The organism is Brevundimonas diminuta, from assembly GCF_022654015.1.
Classification (GTDB): domain Bacteria; phylum Pseudomonadota; class Alphaproteobacteria; order Caulobacterales; family Caulobacteraceae; genus Brevundimonas; species Brevundimonas diminuta_C.
On the sequence record NZ_CP073063.1, the window covers coordinates 2,333,721 to 2,352,086 of the forward strand.

18 protein-coding genes and 2 tRNA genes are annotated in these 18,366 nt (G+C 67.1%); 7 read left to right on the forward strand and 13 right to left on the reverse strand.

All coding sequences use genetic code 11. The annotated features are described in order from the left end of the window. Positions 1–103: 103 nt before the first annotated feature. The 3 genes from KAK88_RS11670 to KAK88_RS11680 form a co-directional block, all read right to left on the reverse strand. Positions 104–991, reverse strand: coding sequence for a GIN domain-containing protein (locus tag KAK88_RS11670; RefSeq protein WP_045811676.1), 888 nt, complete (start codon positions 989–991; stop codon positions 104–106). A gap of 97 nt (positions 992–1,088) precedes the next feature. Then, positions 1,089–2,003, reverse strand: a complete 915-nt coding sequence (locus KAK88_RS11675; protein ID WP_066626704.1) for a transcriptional regulator — start codon at positions 2,001–2,003, stop codon at positions 1,089–1,091. Between the two features lie 10 nt (positions 2,004–2,013). Continuing rightward, complete coding sequence (locus KAK88_RS11680; protein WP_242076754.1) at positions 2,014–3,174, reverse strand: GNAT family N-acetyltransferase; 1,161 nt, start codon at positions 3,172–3,174, stop codon at positions 2,014–2,016. A 149-nt stretch (positions 3,175–3,323) separates the two neighbouring features. Here KAK88_RS11680 and KAK88_RS11685 point away from each other — a divergent pair, with 149 nt between their 5' ends. Both KAK88_RS11685 and KAK88_RS11690 read left to right on the forward strand, forming a co-directional pair. After that, on the forward strand, positions 3,324–3,485 hold the full coding sequence (locus KAK88_RS11685) for a hypothetical protein (protein ID WP_165117191.1): 162 nt from the start codon (positions 3,324–3,326) through the stop codon (positions 3,483–3,485). Between the two features lie 38 nt (positions 3,486–3,523). Next, positions 3,524–4,591: a L,D-transpeptidase family protein gene (locus KAK88_RS11690; protein WP_242076755.1), complete on the forward strand. Its 1,068-nt coding sequence runs from the start codon at positions 3,524–3,526 to the stop codon at positions 4,589–4,591. On the opposite strand, the gene KAK88_RS11695 is transcribed toward KAK88_RS11690, so the two are convergent. The 4 genes from KAK88_RS11695 to KAK88_RS11710 all read right to left on the reverse strand — a co-directional run bounded on the left by KAK88_RS11695 (position 4,588) and on the right by KAK88_RS11710 (position 7,857). Beyond that, complete coding sequence (locus KAK88_RS11695; protein ID WP_242076756.1) at positions 4,588–6,183, reverse strand: carboxylesterase/lipase family protein; 1,596 nt, start codon at positions 6,181–6,183, stop codon at positions 4,588–4,590. The genes KAK88_RS11690 and KAK88_RS11695 overlap by 4 nt on opposite strands. A gap of 180 nt (positions 6,184–6,363) precedes the next feature. After that, positions 6,364–7,554, reverse strand: coding sequence for an elongation factor Tu (gene tuf, locus KAK88_RS11700; protein WP_017506879.1), 1,191 nt, complete (start codon positions 7,552–7,554; stop codon positions 6,364–6,366). A gap of 64 nt (positions 7,555–7,618) precedes the next feature. Further along, positions 7,619–7,692, reverse strand: a tRNA-Gly gene (locus KAK88_RS11705). A gap of 81 nt (positions 7,693–7,773) precedes the next feature. Beyond that, positions 7,774–7,857, reverse strand: a tRNA-Tyr gene (locus KAK88_RS11710). 149 nt (positions 7,858–8,006) lie between these two features. Here KAK88_RS11710 and rlmB point away from each other — a divergent pair. The 3 genes from rlmB to KAK88_RS11725 are packed head-to-tail and all read left to right on the forward strand — an operon-like array spanning position 8,007 to position 10,064. Continuing rightward, positions 8,007–8,891, forward strand: coding sequence for a 23S rRNA (guanosine(2251)-2'-O)-methyltransferase RlmB (gene rlmB, locus KAK88_RS11715; protein WP_242076757.1), 885 nt, complete (start codon positions 8,007–8,009; stop codon positions 8,889–8,891). A 31-nt stretch (positions 8,892–8,922) separates the two neighbouring features. Then, entirely contained in the window at positions 8,923–9,729 is an 807-nt protein-coding gene (locus tag KAK88_RS11720) for a TerC family protein (protein WP_066551197.1), read from the forward strand. After that, positions 9,726–10,064: a rhodanese-like domain-containing protein gene (locus KAK88_RS11725; protein WP_242076758.1), complete on the forward strand. Its 339-nt coding sequence runs from the start codon at positions 9,726–9,728 to the stop codon at positions 10,062–10,064. Before KAK88_RS11720 ends, KAK88_RS11725 begins: the two co-directional genes overlap by 4 nt. Here the strand turns inward: KAK88_RS11725 and KAK88_RS11730 are convergent, their stop codons facing one another. Genes KAK88_RS11730 through KAK88_RS11745 form a run of 4 tightly spaced genes read right to left on the reverse strand, consistent with a single transcriptional unit; the run spans position 10,065 to position 14,362 of the window. Beyond that, on the reverse strand, positions 10,065–10,778 hold the full coding sequence (locus KAK88_RS11730) for a 2OG-Fe(II) oxygenase (RefSeq protein ID WP_242076759.1): 714 nt from the start codon (positions 10,776–10,778) through the stop codon (positions 10,065–10,067). Positions 10,779–10,795: 17 nt separating this feature from the next. Next, on the reverse strand, positions 10,796–12,499 hold the full coding sequence (gene metG, locus KAK88_RS11735; RefSeq protein ID WP_242076760.1) for a methionine--tRNA ligase: 1,704 nt from the start codon (positions 12,497–12,499) through the stop codon (positions 10,796–10,798). Between the two features lie 54 nt (positions 12,500–12,553). Beyond that, a complete protein-coding gene (locus KAK88_RS11740; protein WP_242076761.1) occupies positions 12,554–13,912 on the reverse strand; it encodes an MATE family efflux transporter in 1,359 nt (452 codons plus the stop codon). Between the two features lie 51 nt (positions 13,913–13,963). Further along, complete coding sequence (locus KAK88_RS11745) at positions 13,964–14,362, reverse strand: DUF1489 family protein (RefSeq protein ID WP_242076762.1); 399 nt, start codon at positions 14,360–14,362, stop codon at positions 13,964–13,966. 104 nt (positions 14,363–14,466) lie between these two features. Here KAK88_RS11745 and KAK88_RS11750 point away from each other — a divergent pair, with 104 nt between their 5' ends. Further along, positions 14,467–14,757: a putative quinol monooxygenase gene (locus KAK88_RS11750; protein ID WP_039247635.1), complete on the forward strand. Its 291-nt coding sequence runs from the start codon at positions 14,467–14,469 to the stop codon at positions 14,755–14,757. On the opposite strand, the gene KAK88_RS11755 is transcribed toward KAK88_RS11750, so the two are convergent. Continuing rightward, positions 14,754–16,715, reverse strand: coding sequence for an acetyl/propionyl/methylcrotonyl-CoA carboxylase subunit alpha (locus tag KAK88_RS11755; RefSeq protein WP_242076763.1), 1,962 nt, complete (start codon positions 16,713–16,715; stop codon positions 14,754–14,756). The two genes, KAK88_RS11750 and KAK88_RS11755, sit on opposite strands and share 4 nt — an antisense overlap. Positions 16,716–16,802: 87 nt before the next feature. Here KAK88_RS11755 and KAK88_RS11760 point away from each other — a divergent pair, with 87 nt between their 5' ends. Beyond that, complete coding sequence (locus KAK88_RS11760) at positions 16,803–17,414, forward strand: TIGR02466 family protein (RefSeq protein WP_242076764.1); 612 nt, start codon at positions 16,803–16,805, stop codon at positions 17,412–17,414. Between the two features lie 35 nt (positions 17,415–17,449). Here KAK88_RS11760 and KAK88_RS11765 read toward each other — a convergent pair whose 3' ends face one another. Beyond that, a complete protein-coding gene (locus KAK88_RS11765; RefSeq protein ID WP_242076765.1) occupies positions 17,450–18,349 on the reverse strand; it encodes an enoyl-CoA hydratase-related protein in 900 nt (299 codons plus the stop codon). Positions 18,350–18,366 lie beyond the last annotated feature (17 nt).

Consider the following 18,366-nt stretch of genomic DNA (forward strand, 5'->3'; position numbering starts at 1 on the left):
ATCCATGCGAAGAGCCCCGGCGGAGCGATCCGCCGGGGCTTTTTGTTTGGCCGGAAAAGACCCCCGGGGTTCCACGACCGGGGGCCTTCTCGTCGCTCGGGTCTTATCGCCCGATCTGCAGGGTTCCCGATCCGACGACGGAGCGAGAGACCGATCCCGTGGCCGAGGCGACGCGGACGCTGCCCGATCCGGCGATCGCCACGTCAAGGTCGCGCGTGGCGCCGCCGTAGCGAACATCGCCCGAGCCGCCGATGGCGACCGACAGCTTGTCCATTCGGCCCTGCCGCACGTTCACACCGCCCGAGCCGCCGATGGACAGTTCGCTGCGTCCGCCGGCGCTGGCCACCTCGACATTGCCCGATCCACCGACGGCCGCCTTCAGGGCTCCGGTCGCTCCGGCCGAGATGGAGCCCGATCCGCCGACGCTGGCGTTCAGCGATCGCGACGTGCCCGCGCGGATCGCGCCCGAGCCGCCGAGTCCCAGTTCCAGATCGCCGTCCACATTGGCCACGTTCCAGTTGCCGCAGCCGCCGTTGTCCAACTCGACCGATCGCGCGCCGCGTCCGACCGAGCCGAAGACCGCGCCGCTGGCGCTGACATCCACCGCGCGCGGCGTGCGCACGACGATCAAGGGCGCGTCTTCCAGACGGATGCGGCCCAGGTCGCGCACCTCGACCGTCGCGCCCTGCCCCGGCTGGCTCGCATCGCTGCGACCGGAGTTGCAGCCACGAATGGCGCTGTTGCCGCCCCACATGCCGTTACGGCGCAGGCCGCCGTCGATCTTGACGTCATTGCCGTCGCGGCGGACCTGGATGGCCGGCAAGCGCGTCTGGCCTTGCGTGACCTCGACGCCGATATCCTGACGATCCTCGACGATGACCACCACGCGGGCGACGGCGTTGCGGATCTCGACCTCGGCGGCCGAAGCGGGCGCGGCGACGAACCCGGTCAGGGTGGCGACGGCGGCGGCGGCGATCAGTGCGGTTTTCATAGCGGTGTTCCCTTCCCGAATGTGAGCAGAAGGTGCGCGCCGCCCGCGCCCAAGTCATTTTAACTCGAGGTCATGAACTCGAATTAACGCCCAGAGCTTACGACGTCGCGTTGAGCGCGCCCGCGCCGTCCGCCGCGCCGATCTCCGGCTCGAAGTCGCGCTCGAAGTTCGCGATCTTGCTCTTCATCGCGCCCGCCTTCTTCAGCGCCAGCGACGCGGCCCAGCGCGCCGCCAGCTCCGGCGTCGTCATGCCGTCCGTGAAGCGCGGCCGCCCTCCCCGGCTGCGGATCACCGCATTGGTGAACAGCGCCCCGTTGCGGAACCGCGACGGCCAGGTCTGGAAATCCATCGACAGGCTGACGCAGAAGCGATCCAGATTCTCCACCCGGTGCGGTGCATAGAGCGGCCAGGTCAGGGCGCGACCCGGCTCCAGATCCATGACCTGCGCGTCCTGTTCGAACGCCAGCGTGTAAGGCAGTTCCTCGGTCGTCTGACGCGCGACCACCTGTTCCATGTTCCGCTCGGGCAGATGCCCCTCGTCGCCGGGATAGACGAACAGCCGCTTGCGCCCACGCAGGTGAAACAGCACCACGCCTGCCGCGTCGAAATGATAGGGCACGCGCGCCTTGGGCGATGACAGGATCAGTTGCCCCGCGTTCCGCACTGCCCGCATTCCCGGATAGGTCGCCTGGATTGCGGCGAAATCCTTCATCGCCGCCGCCCACAGCTCGGGCCAACCCGTCTCGACACCACGCAGATTGACCCAAAGCCGACCCTGTTTGATCGCCTCAAGCAGTTCCTCGCCTGACAGCCGCCCACGTGCGCCGGTGCGCAACGACACCTGACCCTCATCGTCGTAGTCATACAGGTTGATGTCGAACAGTTCAGCCGGATAGCGATCCAGCACCGCGGCCAGCGCCGCATCCTCGGCGAACCCTTGCTCGATCAGGGTGTGGGCATGGGTCTTGGCCTCGGCGATCGGGCCCGGATAGCGTGTGCGACGTTGGGTCATGCCGATATCCTCAAACGTGGGCGACGCGCGCCGGCGTCTTCTTCTTGGCGGTCGCTTTCTGGACAGCCGACCGTGCGGCGACCGCCGCGCCCCTCAGCCGCCCGACCGGCGTCGCCTCGCAGGCTTCGATGGTGGCCCAGCGCCGACGCAGGGACGCCCGCACCGCCTCGCCACGTCCGCCCGCCCTGTTCAACGCCGCCACCGTGATGTCGCCCAGCGCCTGGGTCACGCCCGGCTGCATCACCACGGCCTCGCGCACCGTCTGGCGCGCGTTGACGAAATACTTCTTATAGGTCTCGCCCTCGAAGCCGAAGTCGAACACCCGGAAGCCCTCGGCCGCCGCCAGCCGCATCGTATCCATGCTCAGCAGGATGCCCGGCGAGCACCGCGCCAGCGTCGGCTCATAGGCCGGGAACCAGAAATGGTAATGCCGCCCGGCGTGCAGCGAGAACTCGATCGCCACCAGCTTGTCGCCCGCGTGCATGGCCGCCATCGAGGCGCCGAAGCCTTCTCGCGGCTCGCTCATCAGCGCGTGCAGCAGATCCCGCGTCCAGCCGCAGGCGAAGATGTCGTGCAGGCCCGAGCGGCGATACTGCGCCGCCTTCAGGGCGATCAGATGATCCAGCAGCGCAGGATCTCTGAGACCCCGCTCCACCCGGATCGGCCCCAGTTCGGCCTCCAGGCTGCGGCGCGCCCGCTCCTTGTCCTTGAAGTATTTGGCGAAGGTCTTGCGCCGCTCGGCATACCAGTCGTCATAGCCGGTCTCGGGCATCGCGACCTGCACCGTCTCGCGCGGCTGCCCCGTCTCGCCCGCGCCGATCCAGCCGGGCACGTTCAGCCGCTTGGCTTTCAACAGCCGCGCCACATCTTCCAGCGTGATCGTCTCGTCCGCCGGGGCGATGACGCCATGATAGTCGTTCATGGGCGCGCCCAGCGGCTGCACCGCTCCGCCGCGTCGCTGATGCGGGAAGAAGCCGACGATCTTGTCATCTCGCCGGAAGACGGCGATCGCCGCGCCGGGGCAGACCCGCGAGGCGATCTCGGCATAATCCCAGCGGAAATAAGGGCTGGCCAGGTGGGGATTGCCAGCGGTCCACGCACGCCACAGGGCGACGGCGGCGGCGTCCATCGCCGCCGCGTCCATGATCTCGACCTGCAGCATTCCGGCCATACGCATCCTCTTAGGGCCCTGCGCAGCAAGGTCCATTCCAGACCGCACCCTGCCCCATGCGCGTTTCATCAGGGTTCACCGGCATGGTGAACGCGCGTTGACGGAGCCGCGGTCGTCCTGGCGCGTTTGAATGACCCAAGGAGAAGACCATGACCGATCAACGCCCTGACAGCAAAGCCGTCGAAAACGAAAACCTGCGGCCGGACGCTGACGGCCAGCCGCCGCGCCCGGCGACCGAGCCCAAGGGTTCGAAGGATTCGTCCAACTCCGGCGAAACCGAAACCGACCCCGCGACCGGCGAACCCAACTGAATAACGACCGCCTGCACTCACCGTCTCGAAAGTCTCTTATGAACCGTCCCGCCTACCTCGCCGCACTCGCTGTTCTCACTCTGGGCGCCTGTTCGCCGAAGGAAGACAAAACAGCCGCCCCAGCGGCGCAGACGGCCGAGGCCGCGCAAGTGGGCCAGACCGGCCCGCTCTCTCGAGACGCCATCGAAAACACCGCCTATGCGCCGCCGCCTAGCGCGCAAGAGGGCCAGCCCGCCGCCCCGAATGCCGCCCAGCAGCAGCCGCAGCCTGCCCTGATCCGCGCCCAGGTTCTTCTGGAGCGCGCCCGCTTCTCACCCGGCGCGATCGACGGCCTGGCGGGGTCGAACATGCGTCAGGCGATCTCGGCATTTCAGGAGGCCAACGGCATGACGGTGAATGGCGAGTTGAACGCCGACGTGATGGGCCGACTGCGCGCCGCCGCCGGACCAGGCGCGGTGACCACCACCTACACCATCACCCAGCAGGACATGGCCGGACCTTACCTCGGCGTCGTTCCCACAGAGTTGGAAGCTCAGGGTCAGGCGGCCCACATGGGCTACGCCAATATCGTCGAGGCTTTGGCCGAGCGCTTCCACGTCACCGAGGCCTTGCTGCGCGCCATGAACCCCGGCGCCGACTTCAATCGCGTCGGCCAGGGCCTGCTTGTCCCCGCCGTCAACACCGCCCCCCTGCCCGCCGACGTGGACCACATCGACGTCGACAAGAGCGAAGGCTCGGTCAAGGCGTTCGACGCCGACGGCAAGCTGATCGCCTACTTCCCCGCCACCATCGGCAGCGGCGACAATCCCACCCCGACCGGCACGGTCAAGGTCAACGGCGTGGCGCGAAATCCGGACTACACCTACGACCCGTCGAAACTCAGCTATGGCGACGGCAAGAAGAAGGTCGTCGTCAAACCCGGCCCGAACAATCCGGTGGGGGTCGTTTGGATCGATCTGAACAAACCCAGCTACGGCATCCACGGCACGCCGGATCCGCATCTGGTCGGCAAGACGGCCTCGCACGGCTGCGTGCGCCTGACCAACTGGGACGCCTGGATGCTGGCCGACAAGGTCAAGCCGGGCGTCACCGTCCGCTTTATCTAGTGGACGGCGCCGAACGGCGTCCCATCCCAGAAGTCGCAGTGGTGACGCTCAAAGAAGCCGTCGTCCATGACATCGCCCTCCGGCTTGAAAACCCGCACCGGCCCCGCACCCTCGACGCGGGGCCATTCGGCGGCGAAGGCCGAACGGCCGAACGTCGCCCACAGCCTTTGCATCCGCTCCGACAGCGCCTTCTGCTCAGGCGTGAACCGTTTGGGATCTGCGAACACCCAGCGCGTTCCGAACACATAGGCCAGTTCGCTGGCGTGATAGGCGCCCAGGTCCAGACCGACGATCCAGTCGGGCAGCACGAACGGCGCCCCGCGATCCGCGAACTCATAGCCCCACACCGGCACATGCTGGGCCAAAAGGCGTCGCAAGGCCTGTGAAGGACAGGCGAACCTCTGGTCCGTGAAGTTGGCAGCGATGGCATAGGCGGGCCCGTCCTCACCCACCGGATAGCGCGCCAACACTCGCTCGCCCTGGTCGCCATACATCCAGATCGTCTCCTTCTGATAGCGATCCATGTCCTGCACCTCGTTGGCGAACAGCCGCCCCTCATCGAGGTTCGTCCCGACGAGGACGGGCACGCGCGTGAACCGCCCTTCGCGGATCGCGACGGCCGGGTTCTCCGGCACAGTGGCGTCCGTGTGCACCGGTCCCCATGACCCCGGCCCGTTGATGCCCGCCCTCAATGACGCCGCCCGCGACAGCCGCCAGGCCGACAGGGCCTTCAGGCAAGCGATCTGATCCTCGGCGGTGCAGCCCAGCCTTTCGGCGAACATCGGCCCAGACTGGGCCGCGTCCTGCGCCCGGACCAGGGACGACGGCTCAAGACATCCGCCGCTCTGCATGATGACCCTCTGATACAGGCCTTCCGACTGCGGCGACGCCATCAGGTAACAAGCCGTCCACGCGCCCGCGCTCTCGGCAAAAAGGGTGACGTCGCCCGGATCGCCGCCGAAGGCCGCAATGTTTCGATGCACCCACTTTAGCGCCGCCTGCTGATCCCTCAGGCCGAAGTTGCCGCCGAAGCCTTCGCCAGTCGCCTGAAACCCCGGATGCGCCAGCCAGCCCAGCGCGCCGAGCCGATAGTTCATCGTCACGACCACCCGCCCCTGCTCGCGCGCCAGTTTCGACGGATCGTAGTTGGCGCCCGCCCCCACGGTGAAGGCGCCGCCCGGAATATAGACCATCACCGGCCGCGCCTCGGCCGCGTCTCCGCCCGGCGCATAGATGTTCAGATACAGACAGTCCTCTGACCCGACGACGATCCCGCCGCCGCCGCCCAGGATCGAACGACGCCCGATCGCCTGGGTGCAGTCCGCACCGATCCGCGTCGCATCCCGCACGCCCTGCCAGGCCTGAACCGGCTGCGGCGCGCGCCAGCGCCGCTCGCCGACCGGCGGCGCCGCGAACGGCACGCCCAGAAACGCTCGCGTCCCCGCCCCCTCGACGCCACGCACCGTCCCGGCTTCGGTCACCGCCAACACGGGTTCGGCGTCCTTGGCGAACCGGACCTGATCGACCTTGCCGGGATGGGTGGCGCAGGCCGACAGGGCGACAAGGCACGCAAGCAACGAGATCAGACGCATCGTGAACCTTGGCTGTTGGGCAGACGATCTCAACGCCCGAGCGTCCGGCCCGTTGCGGGCGTGTATGGTTTCCCAAACAGCAAAACGGCCCCCGGATTGCTCCGGGGGCCGTTCTGTTACGCTACTTTGTCTTTGGCCTATGCGCGCCTCGCGGAGGCGCGCGGCTTGAGGCCGTTTAGCTTAGGCGATGATCTTGGCCACGACGCCGGCGCCGACGGTGCGGCCGCCTTCACGGATGGCGAAGCGCAGGCCCTGGTCCATCGCGATCGGGGTGATCAGTTCGACGTTCAGCTCGGCGTTGTCGCCCGGCATGATCATCTCGACGCCTTCCTTCAGCTGAACGATGCCGGTCACGTCCGTCGTGCGGAAGTAGAACTGCGGGCGATAGTTCGTGAAGAACGGGGTGTGACGACCGCCTTCTTCCTTGGTCAGGATGTAGGCTTCGGCCAGGAACTTGGTGTGCGGGGTGATGGAGCCCGGCTTGCACAGCACCTGGCCGCGCTCGACGTCTTCACGCTTGGTGCCGCGCAGCAGCACGCCGACGTTGTCGCCCGCTTGACCTTGGTCCAGCAGCTTGCGGAACATTTCCACGCCCGTGCAGGTCGTCTTCTGGACCGGACGGATGCCGACGATCTCGACTTCCTCACCGACCTTGATGATGCCCTTCTCGACGCGGCCCGTGACCACGGTGCCGCGGCCCGAGATCGAGAACACGTCTTCGACCGGCATCAGGAACGGCAGGTCGACCGGACGCTCCGGCTGCGGGATGTAGGCGTCGACGGTTTCCATCAGGGCCAGAACGCGCTGTTCGCCGATTTCCGGGTTCACGCCGTCGGTCGCGGCCTTGGCCGAACCCTTGGTGATCGGAATGTCGTCGCCGGGGAACTGGTAGCTGCTCAGCAGCTCGCGCACTTCCATCTCGACCAGTTCCAGCAGTTCTTCGTCGTCGACCAGGTCGACCTTGTTCATGAAGACCACCAGGGCCGGCACGCCGACCTGACGGGCCAGCAGGATGTGCTCGCGGGTCTGCGGCATCGGGCCGTCAGCGGCCGACACCACCAGGATCGCGCCGTCCATCTGCGCGGCGCCGGTGATCATGTTCTTCACATAGTCGGCGTGGCCGGGGCAGTCGACGTGGGCGTAGTGACGGTTGGCCGTCTCATATTCCACGTGCGCGGTGTTGATCGTGATGCCGCGCGCCTTCTCTTCCGGCGCAGCGTCGATGTCGGCGTAGTTCATCGCCTTCGCGCCGCCGGCCTTCGCCAGCGTCATCGTGATCGCAGCCGTCAACGTCGTCTTGCCGTGGTCAACGTGACCAATCGTGCCGATGTTGCAGTGCGGCTTCGTCCGTTCGAACTTTTCCTTGGCCATGGCCAAACTCCTGATGGCCCGGGTCCGTCAGCGGAGGGGCGCGATGCTGATCTTTTTAAAAACCTGGAGCGGGTAGACGGGATCGAACCGACATCCTCAGCTTGGAAGGCTGCTGCACTACCATTGTGCTATACCCGCGCGGAGACTGCGGAAGTTCTTTCGGAACGCCGCAGCCGGTTCCTCTCCGTCGTCCTGATCCGTCGTATCCGTCAAGGCGCGTGGTGGGGGAAGAAGGACTCGAACCTTCGAAGCTTACGCAGGGGATTTACAGTCCCCCCCCTTTGCCACTCGGGACATTCCCCCAGCGCGCCTTGTCGAACCGTCGGACCCCTCGTTTCCGCCCATAAAGAAGCGGGACGAAACAAAAGCCTTCGGCTTGTCGCCTCCTCTAGGATAGAGGAGGCGCCCAGACCCGAAAGCCCTTGGGGCTCCAAATCGGAGGGCGTCTTATAGTGTCGTCGAAATCAGAACGCAACGACCGTAAAAGCGGTAAAAAACCGGTCTTCGGAAACCGTCCCGACGGCCCCCGCGACAAGGGCCAAAGGCCCGCTGCGCAAGGGTTTGGCCGGCGCGAGGAAACCCCTCGTCAGCCCCGTTCGCCCGATCGGGGCAAGTCGGACGCCGATAATTTTCTGTGGGGGCGCCACCCGGTTCTGGCCGCTCTGGCGAATCCCGCCCGTCGCGGCATGGGTCGTCTGCTGGCCACGGCCGAGCGCGCCGCCGAGATCGAGAACAATGCTCTCGCAAACGGCCACAGGATCGAGGTGGTCGAAATCCAGGCCCTGACCCGTATGCTGCCCCCCGGCGCCGTGCATCAGGGACTGGCCTTCAAGGTCCAGCCGCTGGAAGGCGTGTCGCTGGAAGAGCTGGCCGAGCCGGCTGAGGGCGTCATCGTCATGCTGGATCAGCTGACCGACCCGCAGAACGTCGGCGCCATCTTCCGATCGGCCCTGGCGTTCGGCGCGCGGGGCATCATCGTTCAGGACCGTCACGCTCCGGCCCTCGCCGGCGCCCTGGCCAAGGCGGCCGTCGGCGCCACCGAACGCCTGCCCCATGCGCGCGTCACGAATCTGTCCCGTGCGCTGGAGCGGCTGGCCGATCTGGGCTGGCGCGCGGTCGGCCTGGACGGAACGGGCGAACAGACGCTGGAGGAGGCGCTTGATCATCAGCCGACCGTTCTGGTCATGGGGTCCGAAGGCGATGGCATCCGTCGCCTGGTCGCCGAACATTGCGACGTCCTGGCCAAGATCCCCATGCCGGGCGGATTCGAGAGCCTGAACGTGTCCAATGCGGCGGCGGTCGCGCTTTATGAAGCGGCGCGCGCGCAACGCGGCTGACAGAACGCCGCACCGAGGCTAAGGAGCGGAAATGGAATTCCTCTCGTCTCCCGAACTCGCCAGCCAGGCCACGGCTCTGGGCCAGGTCCTGCTGATGGATCTGGTCCTGGCCGGCGACAACGCCGTCGCCGTGGGCTTGGCCGCCGCCGCCCTGCCCCAGGACCAGCGCAAGAAGGCCATTCTGATCGGCCTGGCCGCCGCCGTCGTCATGCGAATCGGCTTTGCGCTGATCACCGTGCAACTGCTGGCCCTGGTCGGCCTGCTGCTGGCCGGCGGCCTGCTGCTGCTTTGGGTGTGCTGGAAGATGTGGCGTGAACTGCGCGAGCAGGCGACGCACGACCAGGCCGAGGCCGAAAAGGAACTCGAACTGGCCATGAGCATCGAGCACGGCTCTGGTCCGTCGCCCGAGGAACTGGGCATCAAGCGCAAGAGCTTCGGCGCCGCCCTGATTCAGATCATGGTCGCCGACATCACCATGTCGCTGGACAATGTGCTGGCCGTCGCCGGCGCCGCGCACGAACACCCTTGGATCATGGTCTTCGGCCTGGTGCTGTCGATCGCCCTGATGGGCGTCGCCGCCACCTATATCGCCAAGCTGCTGCACCGCTTCAGCTGGATCGGCTATATCGGCCTGGTCGTCGTTCTATATGTCGCCCTGCATATGATCTGGGACGGCGCCCGTCAGGTGGTGGTCCGCACCGGCCATATGGACGAGTTCAACGCCTCGGCCCCGGCCTTCCTTGAGATCGGTCCCGAGGAAGCGGCAAAGCACCTGGGCCAGAAGCGCACCGAGGACAGCCCGACGCCGGCGCCCGCCGAACCGACGGTCGCGCCATGACCGTCGCCACGGTCACCGTCGAAGAGGCCGCCGCCTGGCTGCAGGCCGGCGAAGCGGTGCTGATCGATGTGCGCGAGCCGGACGAATTCGCCGCCGCCCGCATCGACGGCGCGATCCTGGCGCCGCTCAGCCAGATGCCCGCCGCCTGGGAGGCGCTGGACCTTCCGGCAGACAAGAAGATCATCGTCCAATGCCTGAAGGGCGGCCGCAGCCATCAGGTCTGCGCCTTCGTCGGCCCGACGGGTCCTCAGGGCCAGCCGCTGTTCAACCTGACCGGCGGCATCCAGGCCTGGAATGCGGCGGGGCTTCCCGTCGTGTTCGCCGAGCAGGACTGATCAGCGACCGCGCAGCCAACCGGTGACCGAAATCCGGTCCGCCGCCGCCGACAGGGCGACCTGCGTCACCGAATGGGGCGTCGGCACCTTCAGCAGATTCAGGGTGTTGAAGCGCGGCGTGAAGGCCTCCGCCACATTGCCGTCGGCGCCATGGAAGGCCAGCAGGCCGCCCCACTCGATTCGCCAGGCCGGCGTCAGGTTCAGCACATAGGCGAAGAAGCGATTCTTGCCCTCGGCGTGATCGTCATGCTCAGTCAGAAAATGGCCGGCGCGATAGCGGGTCAGTTGCGCATCGGCCAAGGCGAGCCGAGGCTCGCCGGTCACGTCCCGCATCAGACCCAGGAACGCCTCGCCGTTCAGGAAGGCCGACAGATCGGACCATATCGGCGCCGCCTGCCCCGCCTGGACCAGATCGTAGATCGGGTGATTGTCATACAGATACTGGAAGTCGGTCTGGGCCGAGACCTGCACCGCCTGACCCAGCGCCTGTTTCTGATCCGGCGTCAGAGAAGCCAGCCAGGCGGCGGGCAGATCGACATGACCGGTCCCGCGTCGCGTCACGACATTGTAGTCGGCGCGCGTCGCCGCGTCGTAGAGCGCCTGCGCGTCCGCCGGGGCCAGGACGCCGTCGATCTGCGCCCGCCCCGTGTGCGCCAACCGTTCGCGAATGGCGGCGCGCGCTGCCTCGGTCAGGGGCGTCAGGGTCGGCGTCATCGCTTATCCCCTTCGGATCAGGCGTCCGCGCCGCCGAAGCGTTCGGACCATTCGGCGACCTGGGCGTCCTCGATCTTGGCGAACAATACGCCCTGAGCTTCCACCTTGCCGCCCACAGGCAGACTGTTCAGCAAATCCTCGTCGGCGCCAGGCCAGCTCAGGTCCTCCACCCCAACCGACGCCGCGATCTTGGGCGCAGTGAAGGGCAGGATCGGCGCAGCAAGACGCGCAAACAGGGCCACCAGGTTCAGCCCCGTGCGCACCCCCACCGCCGCGCGGTCGCGATCGGTCTTCAGCGCCGTCCAGGGCGCGGCGACCTGAAGATATTCGTTGCCCAGGACCCAGGCGGCGCGGATGGCGACGGCGGCCTTTCTGAACTCCATCGCCTCCAGCTGTTCGGTCGCCTCGGCGACGGCGGCCTTGATGTCGGCCTCCAGCTGGATCTCCACCGGACCGGGTTCGCCGCCCTCCGGCACGACGCCGTCGAACTTCGACTCGGCGAACTTGACGATGCGGTTGACGAAGTTCCCCAGCACATCGGCCAGGTCCTTGTTGGTCGAAGCCTGGAAGTCCTCCCAGGTGAAGGCCGAATCCGCGTGCTCCGGCCCGTAGGCCGTCAGGCGCCAGCGCCAGTAATCGGCCGGCAGAAGCTCGAGTGCCTGATCCATGAAGACGCCGCGCTTCTGGCTGGTGGAGAACTTGCCCCCGTACCAGTTCAGCCAGTTGAAGGCCTTCAGCTGGTCCACCGTCTTCCACGGCTCGCCCGAGCCGATGATGGTCGCGGGGAAGCTGACGGTGTGGAAGGCGACGTTGTCCTTGCCCATGAACTGGACATAGCGAACGTCCTCAGCCCCCTCGTCCAGACGCCACCAGTCACGCCATGACCCGCCCGTCGCCTCGGCCCATTCCTCGGTCGCGGCGATGTATTCGATGGGGGCGTCGAACCAGACGTAGAAGACCTTGTCCTCCATGCCCGGGCGCGGGAAGCCGTCCTTGGTCACCGGCACGCCCCAGGCCAGGTCGCGGGTGATGCCCCGGTCGATCAGCCCCTCGTCCAGATGTTTGTAGGCGATGGACTTGGCCAGCTGTTGCCAGCCGGTCTTGCCGTCGACCCAGGCGCGGATCTCCGGCTCGATCTTGGTCTGGAGCAGATAGAGGTGACGCGTGTCGCGCACCTCCAGGTTCTTGGAGCCCGACACCGACGAATAGGGATCGATCAGGTCGGTCGGATCCAGCAGGCGTCCGCAGTTGTCGCACTGATCGCCGCGCGCGCCGACATGGCCGCAGTGGGGGCAGGTTCCCTCGACATAGCGGTCAGGCAGGAAGCGGGCGTCGTCGATCGAATAGATCATCCGATCTACCCGCTCCTCGATCAGGCCGTTCTTCTCCAGCGCCTCGGCGAAATGCTGGGTCAACCGATGGTTCTGCGGGTTAGACGACCGGCCGAACCAGTCGTAGCTGAGGCCGAACGCCTGACCGGCGGCCTTCTGGATCTCGTGCTGCTCGTCGCAATAGGTCCGCACATCCTGGCCGGCCGCGGCGGCGGCCAGCTCGGCTGGGGTGCCGTGTTCGTCGGTGGCGCAGATATAGAGGACCTCATGCCCCTGGGCCCGCTTGAACCGCGCCCAGACGTCGGCCGGTAACATCGAGCCCGCCAGATTCCCCAGGTGCTTGATGCCGTTGATGTAGGGCAGCGCCGAGGTGATGAGGATGCGGGCCATGATCGTCCAGGTGTTCGGGGAAGCGCAGGGATATAGAGCGGCGGCGCGGTTTCCTCAAACGCCTTGCGGCAGACGGCGCGCAATACGGATGAAACGCCCGGTCAGCAGGGTCGAGGACGCCAGGCTGGCGATCACCACCGCCCAGACAAGGCCGTTGACGCCCATCTGATGCGCCAGCACCCAGCCCAGCGGCATCATCACCGCCCCATAGGCGGCGAAATGCATGATGGTGGGCCACCAGACGTCGCCCGCCGCGCGGTTGGCCTGGGCCGCAACAACCTGAATGCCGTCCGCCACAAAGAAAAGAGTCGCCAGCACCAGGGCCGGCGCAGCGATGGCCAGCAGCGCCGGATCGCGATTATAGGCCCCGACGATCAGATGGGCGCTGGGCCATACCAGCAGGGCGACCACCAGCGTCAAAGCCGTGACGACGCCCAGCCCGACCAGCCCGGCGCGCAACACCCCTCGCCCGTCGCCGGCGCCGTAGCTGCGGCCCACCAGCACCGCCGTCGCCGACGACAGACCCATGGGCAGCATGAACACGATCGCCGAGACGTTCAGCACCACCGCCCAGGCCGCCGTCTCCGCCGTGCCGATCTGACCGGCGAAGAAGGTGAAGCCCGAGAAGGCCCCGACCTCGATGAAGTAGGAGGCCCCGGCGCCCAGGCCGACCTTGACCTGCTCGCGCGCGGCCTCGGGATCGCGCTCGGGCTTGTCGAAGATGCCCAGCACCCGCGCCTCGGGCAGACGCAGGATGTAGATCACCAGAAAGATCGCCAGCGCCGCCCGCGCCCCGAACGTCGCCCAGGCCGAGGCGAAGGCGCCGTCGAAGCCAAAGCCGAGCAGGTCCGGCACCAGCACGATGTTCAGCACCAGATTGACCCCGTTCGCCACCCACATGGCGACCATGCCGGGCTTGGGCCGGCCCAGAGCCTCCAGGAAGAACTGGCCCGTCACCGAGATCAGATAGAAGGGCATGGACAGGGCGAAGACGATCAGGGCAGGCCCGGCGCCCTCCGCCAGACCATCCTCCAGCCCCAGCTTGCCAAGCCCCCACGGGCCGATGGCGATCAGGGCGATCATCGACACCACGCCGATCTGCAACGAATAGGTCAGGCCGCGACGCAGCACCGAGCCGACAGCGTGCCGACGCCCCTCGCCCAGCATCCGCGCCGTCATCACCTGCACGCCCAGCATCAGGCCCACCGCCGTCGTCACCACGATGGACGTCGGCGCCCAGGCCAACGAATGGAACGCCAGCTCCTGGCTGGAATAGTTGCCCACCACGATGGCGTCGGTCAGGCCCATGGTCATGATGCCGATACGCGCCAGGATGACCGGCCATGCCAGGTTCAGCAGGTCGCGGAAGGCGGTACGGGTCTGGGGGCTGAGCGCGATCATCGGACGCGGCACAGGCCACGCCGACCCGCCGGGGTCAACTCCCAAAAACTTTGAGGGCTTGGGCTACCAGGCGCCCAGTTCGCGAAGCTGACGCACCAGTTCCTCCGGGGCCTCGCCGGCGTCGAGGTCGGTCAGATCGACCGGCGCATCCTTGGGCTCGAAATAGCGCCAGCCCTGGAAGGGTCGCCGGGCCATGGGCGCCGTGCGGATGACCTTGGGCTCGAGCGTGATCTCGCATCGGCTCTGCTTGCCCTCGCCCAAGGTGGCGATGTCCAGCACCGGTTGGCGACAGACGATCGTCCCCTTCACCACCCAGTAAAGCGAGCCGCCGTCCTCGATCTCGGGCGCCCGTTTCGGCGTCATGCGTGTGTGGACGACGAGCGCCCCGCCCCGGGCGGCGCGGGCCTCCAGCCATTCGACGTCCGGCACCCCGACGCCCAGCTTGATCATGTGAAGCGGCATGGCGCCCACGTAGTGCCCCTTAGGCGCATTGGCCAGATTCTTAATCTAAAGGGGTTAGTCATGATCGCGCGCCGCTCAGTTCGCCCAGCGCGTTTAGGACCAGTATGTACGGATTGATTACCCGCTTGACGGCCCATCCCGGCCGCCGCGACGAACTGGGCCTCTGCCTGTTGGACCCCAATGTGAAGCGACCAGGCTGCCACAGCTACGTCGTGGCGCACGACGTGAATGACGCCGACGCCCTGCTCGTCACAGAGGTCTGGATGAGCAAGGCCTCACACGACGCCTGGTTCAACACGATCCGCGAATCCAGAGTGATGCGTCCGGCGCTCGGCCTGATCGCGCTATGGGGCGATACGGTCGTGACACGCCCGATCGGCGGCGTGGGGCTTTAGTCCGCCTTCACCACCGCCAGCACGGCCGCCTCGACGACCTGATCGCCAAGAGACGCGACGCTTTCCACCACGCCGTCGAACGGCGCGGTCAGGGCGTGTTCCATCTTCATAGCTTCCAGCACCACGACCGGCTGGCCTTTCGTCACGGCATCGCCGGCCTTGACCGGCGTAGCCACGATCTTGCCCGGCATGGGCGCGCGCAGCGAACCGTCCGACACCGCGCCCGCGCCCGACCCCACGGCAGCGCGATAAGGCGTGACGCGACGCGCCTCGCCATCGACGAACAGGACGAAACTGTCGTCGACGGCCTGATAGCCGAACAGGCGATCCCCGGCCTGAACCTGGTCAAACCCGACGTGAGCCAGTTCGCCTTGAGAACCGCGCCAGCCAGTTTCGACCGGCGTCACCGCAGCGGACACGCCCTGACCGTCGACATGGGCCCAGACGGTCGTCTGCGCCGGCGCATTCAGGCGCACGCCATAGGACAAACCCGGCTGACCGCCCCAGGGGCTGAACCGGTCCGAACGCGCCTCGACCGCATCCGCCGCTGCTTCTGCAATCAGGGTCAGGGCCGCCAGCGTTGCTTCGTCGGACGGCTGCGGCTGCAACGCCGCCTCCTCCGCCGCGATGAAGCCCGTGTCCACGTCGCCGGCGACGAAGCGTGGGTGCTCCAGGCACCGTTTCAGGAAGCCGGCGTTCGCCTTGACCGGCCAGACCTCGACCTCGCCCGCCGCCTCGGCCAGACGCGCCGCCGCCGCCTCGCGCGTGTCCTCGTGCACGATCAGCTTGGCGATCATCGGATCGTAGAACTGGCTGACCTCGCCGCCCTGCTCCACGCCGGTATCGACGCGGATCCCGTCCGGCATGACGAAGTGCTCCAGCTTGCCGATGGAGGGCAGGAAGCCATTGGCGGGATCCTCGGCATACAGCCGCGCCTCCATGGCCCAGCCGTTCAGCTCGATCTCATCCTGCTTCAGCGGCAGCGGCTCGCCCGCCGCGACGCGGAACTGCCATTCGACCAGATCGACGCCCGTCACGCTCTCGGTCACGGGATGTTCGACCTGCAGCCGGGTGTTCATCTCCATGAACCAGACGCCGTCCGCCTTCAGCCCGTCCGAGGCGTCGGCGATGAACTCGATCGTGCCGGCCCCGACGTAGTTGACCGCCCGGGCCGCCTTGATCGCGGCCCCGGTCACGGCGGCGCGCACGTCATCGCTCATGCCGGGCGCGGGCGCCTCTTCGATCACCTTCTGGTGGCGGCGTTGCAGCGAACAGTCACGCTCATAAAGGTGGACGACCTCGCCGTGCTTGTCGCCAAACACCTGCACCTCGATATGGCGCGGACGGGTGATGTAGCGTTCGATCAGAACCCGGTCGTCGCCGAAGGCCGCAGCCCCTTCCCGCTTGGCGCTGGCCAGACCGGCGGCGAAATCGGCCGGATCATCGACCCGTTTCATCCCCTTGCCGCCGCCGCCCGCGACCGCCTTGATCAGCACCGGATAACCGATCCGCGCCGCCTCGGCCGTCAGGGTTTCCTCCGACTGATCTGCGCCCTGATAGCCCGGCGTCACCGGCACCCCGGCCTGGATCATCAGCGCCTTGGCCGCGTCCTTCAGGCCCATGGCGCGAATCGAGGACGGGTCCGGCCCGATCCAGATCAGGCCCGCCGCCGCGACGGCCTCGGCGAAGTCGGCGTTCTCGCTCAGGAAGCCATATCCGGGATGGATCGCCTCTGCGCCGGTCGCCTTGGCCGCCGCCAGCACCTTGGCGCCGTCCAGATAGCTTTCGCGCGCCGCCGCCGGACCGATCAGCACCGCCTCGTCGGCTTCGCGCACATGCAGGGCGTCGGCGTCCGCCTCGGAATAGACGGCGATGGTGCGAATCCCCATCCGCTTGGCGGTGCGGAAGACACGGCAGGCGATTTCGCCGCGATTGGCGACAAGGACGGACTTGAACATGAAGCGGTCTTAGCCGGATCGTGCGCATCAGGCGAGAGGCAGAGCACGACCCTTCTCACGCGACGCGGCAGGCGTTAAGCCCCTTCCATGTCCCTGCGCCCCCTCTTCGTCACCCAGGTCTATGAAGCCTCCCTCGCCGAAGGGCGTGGCTGGTCCGACTTTAACGCACAGCTGATCGACGTTATCCGGATGATGGCCGAGGAGGACGAGGCCGGCCGCCGCTGGTGCAAGGCCAACGCCTATCGCGGCTACACCTCCTACGGATCACTGAACGACCTGCCCCAACGCTTCCCGGAGTTCGCCGAGCTGAAGCGCCACCTGGATCGCCATGCCGTCGCCTACGCCAAGGCTCTGAACTTCGACCTGGCGCGCAAACCCCGCCTCGACAATCTGTGGGTCAACATCCTGAAGCCGGGCGGCGGCCATACGGGTCACATCCACCCGCACGCCTTCCTGTCGGGCACCGTCTATATCGACGTGCCAGACGGGGCCTCATCGCTGAAGCTGGAAGACCCCCGCTTGCCCTTCATGATGGCCCGCCCGTCGGTGACGGATGAGGCGAGCGAGGCCGAGCGGCCGTTCGTCTATCTGCAGCCTCAGGCCGGCACGGTGCTGATGTGGGAAAGCTGGCTGCGGCACGAAGTGCCGACCAATCTGGCCAAGGCCGACCGGATTTCGATCAGCTTCAACTACGCCTGAAATCGGCCGCCGTTTCCGGCGACCGATCAGCGCAATCAAACCGTCCAGCTGGCCTTGCGCTTTTCCAGGAAGGCGGCGACGCCCTCGCGGCCCTCGTCCGACACGCGGGCGCGGGCGATGCGTTTGGCGGTTTCGTCCATCAGACCGTTGTCGATCTTGTGGTGGGCGATGTCGTTGACCAGACGCTTGGCCTTGCCCATCGCGCCCGGCGCATTGTTGGTCAGACTGTCGCTCAGCATCGAGATGAACTCGTCCACCGATCCCTCGGGCAGGACCAGATCGATCAGGCCGGCATGGGCGGCGTAGTCGGCGTCGAAGGCGTTGGCGGTCAGGAACAGCTGGCGGGCGCGGCGCGCGCCGACGGCCTCGATCACATAGGGGGCGATGGTCGCCGGGATCAGACCCAGCTTGACCTCGGAGAAGGCGAAGCGCGCCCCCTCGACCGCCACGGCCATGTCGCAGGCGGCGACGATGCCCGCTCCGCCGCCCATGGCGTTGCCCTCGACCACCGCCACCGTCAGGGCGGGAATGTCGTGCAGGGCCTTCAGCATTTTCGCCAGTCCCATGGCGTCGTCGCGGTTGTCGCTCTCGGACCAGCCGGCGGCGTCGCGCATCCAGTTCAGATCGGCCCCGGCGCTGAAGGTGCCGCCCGCCCCCCGAATGAAGACGGCCCGCACCCGGTCCGCGCCATGCAGCGTTTCGAACGCCTCATGCAGGGCCGCGATGGTCGCGCCGTCGAAAGCATTCTTCTTGGCCGGACGGTTGATGGTGACGAAGACGACGCCGTCGGTGGTCGAATCGATCTGCACCAGATCGTCGTCGGCGTCCGGCGCCGCATCGGGCACCAGCGGCTGGGCGATGCTGTTGATCTCGGCCGCCTCGGCGTCGGTGACGTCCAGGGCGTTCAGGTCGGCTTCGGTCGGTTGATCGGCCATGGGGGTCTCCAAACTGC

Bases quoted from the DNA above. Each gene is read 5' to 3' on its own strand.
- KAK88_RS11670 (WP_045811676.1), bottom strand. From the start codon at position 991: ATGAAAACCGCACTGATCGCCGCCGCCGCCGTCGCCACCCTGACCGGG.
- KAK88_RS11675 (WP_066626704.1), bottom strand. From the start codon at position 2,003: ATGACCCAACGTCGCACACGCTATCCGGGCCCGATCGCCGAGGCCAAG.
- KAK88_RS11680 (WP_242076754.1), bottom strand. From the start codon at position 3,174: ATGGCCGGAATGCTGCAGGTCGAGATCATGGACGCGGCGGCGATGGAC.
- KAK88_RS11685 (WP_165117191.1), top strand. From the start codon at position 3,324: ATGACCGATCAACGCCCTGACAGCAAAGCCGTCGAAAACGAAAACCTG.
- KAK88_RS11690 (WP_242076755.1), top strand. From the start codon at position 3,524: ATGAACCGTCCCGCCTACCTCGCCGCACTCGCTGTTCTCACTCTGGGC.
- KAK88_RS11695 (WP_242076756.1), bottom strand. From the start codon at position 6,183: ATGCGTCTGATCTCGTTGCTTGCGTGCCTTGTCGCCCTGTCGGCCTGC.
- tuf (WP_017506879.1), bottom strand. From the start codon at position 7,554: ATGGCCAAGGAAAAGTTCGAACGGACGAAGCCGCACTGCAACATCGGC.
- KAK88_RS11720 (WP_066551197.1), top strand. From the start codon at position 8,923: ATGGAATTCCTCTCGTCTCCCGAACTCGCCAGCCAGGCCACGGCTCTG.
- KAK88_RS11725 (WP_242076758.1), top strand. From the start codon at position 9,726: ATGACCGTCGCCACGGTCACCGTCGAAGAGGCCGCCGCCTGGCTGCAG.
- KAK88_RS11730 (WP_242076759.1), bottom strand. From the start codon at position 10,778: ATGACGCCGACCCTGACGCCCCTGACCGAGGCAGCGCGCGCCGCCATT.
- metG (WP_242076760.1), bottom strand. From the start codon at position 12,499: ATGGCCCGCATCCTCATCACCTCGGCGCTGCCCTACATCAACGGCATC.
- KAK88_RS11745 (WP_242076762.1), bottom strand. From the start codon at position 14,362: ATGCCGCTTCACATGATCAAGCTGGGCGTCGGGGTGCCGGACGTCGAA.
- KAK88_RS11750 (WP_039247635.1), top strand. From the start codon at position 14,467: ATGTACGGATTGATTACCCGCTTGACGGCCCATCCCGGCCGCCGCGAC.
- KAK88_RS11755 (WP_242076763.1), bottom strand. From the start codon at position 16,715: ATGTTCAAGTCCGTCCTTGTCGCCAATCGCGGCGAAATCGCCTGCCGT.
- KAK88_RS11760 (WP_242076764.1), top strand. From the start codon at position 16,803: ATGTCCCTGCGCCCCCTCTTCGTCACCCAGGTCTATGAAGCCTCCCTC.
- KAK88_RS11765 (WP_242076765.1), bottom strand. From the start codon at position 18,349: ATGGCCGATCAACCGACCGAAGCCGACCTGAACGCCCTGGACGTCACC.